The 2,243-nt window shown below is 61.1% G+C and carries 3 protein-coding genes; 1 reads left to right on the top strand and 2 read right to left on the bottom strand.

Features of this window, described 5'->3' with window-relative positions; translation table 11 throughout:
• Together KDH09_18680 and KDH09_18675 are read right to left on the bottom strand one after the other, a co-directional pair.
• Positions 1-1,185, bottom strand: a 1,185-nt coding sequence (locus tag KDH09_18680) for a hypothetical protein (protein ID MCB0221730.1), incomplete at its 3' end; no start/stop codon positions are given.
• A 228-nt stretch (positions 1,186-1,413) separates the two neighbouring features.
• Positions 1,414-1,587 carry a hypothetical protein gene (locus KDH09_18675; GenBank protein MCB0221729.1) on the bottom strand — a complete coding sequence of 58 codons (174 nt, stop codon included), beginning with the start codon at positions 1,585-1,587 and terminating at the stop codon, positions 1,414-1,416.
• A gap of 300 nt (positions 1,588-1,887) precedes the next feature.
• Between KDH09_18675 and KDH09_18670 the strand changes: the two genes are divergently transcribed.
• Positions 1,888-2,243: hypothetical protein (locus KDH09_18670; GenBank protein MCB0221728.1), on the top strand; the 356-nt coding region annotated here is incomplete at its 3' end.

Here is a 2,243-nt window from a genome sequence, read left to right as displayed (position 1 = left end):
CTGCCGCGCACGCGCGCTCAGGTAGGCAAGTCCCAGGGCGAGCGCCGCTTCGGGATGCTGCTCCAGCGTCTTCGCCGCTTCCTCGCCGACGCTCTCGGGATCGAGCTTGCCGGGCTCGCAGGCGAGCGATGTCGCTGCAGCGAGTGTTTTGAGTAGCGAATCATTGGCGGCGCCTGCGCCAAGGGCCCAGAGCTGATCGGGACGAACACCGTGGTTGGCCTCAAATCCCAGAAGCTGGCGGTGCAATTCCGAACCGAGCGCCCTCGCAACACCCTCGTCGGCGCGAATCTGCTCAAGGGCGTGCTGCGAGGCGTGCAGCAGCCAGGGGCTACCCCTGCGCAGGATCACCAGCACGGTCTCGGCCTCGCCCAGATACAGAAGCGCGGTGCAATCGTTGGCTTCAAGCAGGGCGCGCGCCCCGGTGAGTTTCTGCTCTTTTTCGTCTTCGGTATCGGCGGCGACCGGCGTGCTCTCGCGCTGATACCAGGCCTCTTCGGCGGTAGGCGGCGCGTCGGATTCTTCTTCAGCCTGATCTGCAGCATCTGCCGGCGCACTTGCCTGCACAGCCAATGGCAGGGCGGAAAGCGCCGCGCCGGTTACCGTGATGATGCGCGGGTCGAAGCGGCCGTTCTCACACCCGGTGATGAAGCGCGCCATTGCCTCGTGGGGCAGGGCATAGGCCTGGAGCCGCGCGCCGGCCTCGCCGCTCTGCACGGTGGTGTGATCGAAGAGATAGTCTTCTGCTTCAAAGGGGGTGAGGCTCTCGAACTCGGGTTCGAGCACGAGGTCGAGTTTCTTGCGATTGGTAAAGGGAAAGGACATGAGCCGCGTGGTGAGCAGCCCGGTGTGCATCGCTGTCGCGGTGAACTGCGTCTCGAAGGTTCCGCTCTCGGCCAGCTCGGCCAGCGTGGCCTGAATGGATTCCTCGAGCCGGGTCCAGGGGGCAGGGCCCTCGGGTTCGGGGGCCTCTTCTTCGTCCTCGGATTCTTCGGAAGCTTCCAGCTCTTCATCGCCTGGTTCGGGGGCTTCCTCTTCTTCCGCGGGCTCGTCGTGCTCGTGCTCGGGCACGGCAACCAGCGCATGCGTCTCGTACACACGAAAAACTGCCGTGCCGAACCCGGCCTCGACGCGCACCAGCCGAATCCCCTCGGGACCGGCATCGACTCCTATGTGCTCAATCGGCATGCTTGACGATAACAAACTTAAGTAAGCTACTTGGAAGACTAAAGTGACTTACTTAAGCAGTCAAGCCGCGAATCGGCCAGAAATGCAGGGATTTTAGGGGGTTGGGGTAGATCAGGGCGACTATGCACCTAGCAAACCCAGTCCTCAATCAGGCCGGTAGCTAGCCCCTCGCCCACCCCACTTTCGGGCACCCTGCCGGGTCATACCCTATGGAGTGAGTAGGTTGGTTTAGCGGCGCTTCTTCTTCGGCTCTGCTGGCCGCCCCAGGTTGGGGGCCTTCTGCTCGCGCTCCACGGCTTCCCAGCCCTCTTTCGGGGGCTTGACCTTCACGGCCCGCTTGATCGCTTCCTCGAACCCTAAATCTGTTGTGACGCCCTTCTGGGGCGTTTTCTCGTCACTCATGGCGGGCATTGTAGCACAAAGACAGGCTGACGCCGGTTGACACCGAATGATACCGAATAAAACAGTGGATATGTGACATAGTATGACACACCATTACACATATGGCATTCTTGATATATGGCAACCGCTATGCAGGCGTTAGCTGCTGCTATCAGGCGTAATCAGCGGTCGTCTCAATCTGGGGATGGAACAACACCCAAGCATCAAGTGGGAAGTCCGGCTTGTTTACACCAGTTTCTTGTGCTCTAATTCCAAGCCGAACCCAGGGTACCAGTGGTTGGCTGGGTCGGAGAACGAGGAATGGAGCCGGACTACAAGATGTATATCACCCTCAGCAACGAGATAGACCTCCTTTACCGGGAATTGGACAAGGTCGAGGCTCGCCGCGCTGAGCTGGTGTCGAAGCTACGGCAGAAAGAGCGGGAACGCGGTCGCACCGTGACCGAGGCCTTCAACACCATCCTGTTGAAAGAGCAGGCGCACAAGGCGAAGACCACGCCAAGCCGGGTCGGAGAGCGCGAGGGGACACGCCCGTACCAGATTGTCGCGTTCCTAGAGGCCGCGCCCGATAGGGCCTTCACGGTCAGGGAGATCGCCGAAGGCATCGGGATTCAAGAAGAGAAGGACCACAAGTTCCTGCGGTTGCGCGGCGACAT

The organism is Chrysiogenia bacterium (assembly GCA_020434085.1).
Taxonomy (GTDB): domain Bacteria; phylum JAGRBM01; class JAGRBM01; order JAGRBM01; family JAGRBM01; genus JAGRBM01.
Note: the sequence above shows the minus strand (reverse complement) of the source record. Positions and strands in the feature narration are given on the sequence as shown.

Coding starts and splice junctions, on each gene's coding strand:
- KDH09_18675 (MCB0221729.1), bottom strand. CDS start 1,587: ATGAGTGACGAGAAAACGCCCCAGAAGGGCGTCACAACAGATTTAGGG.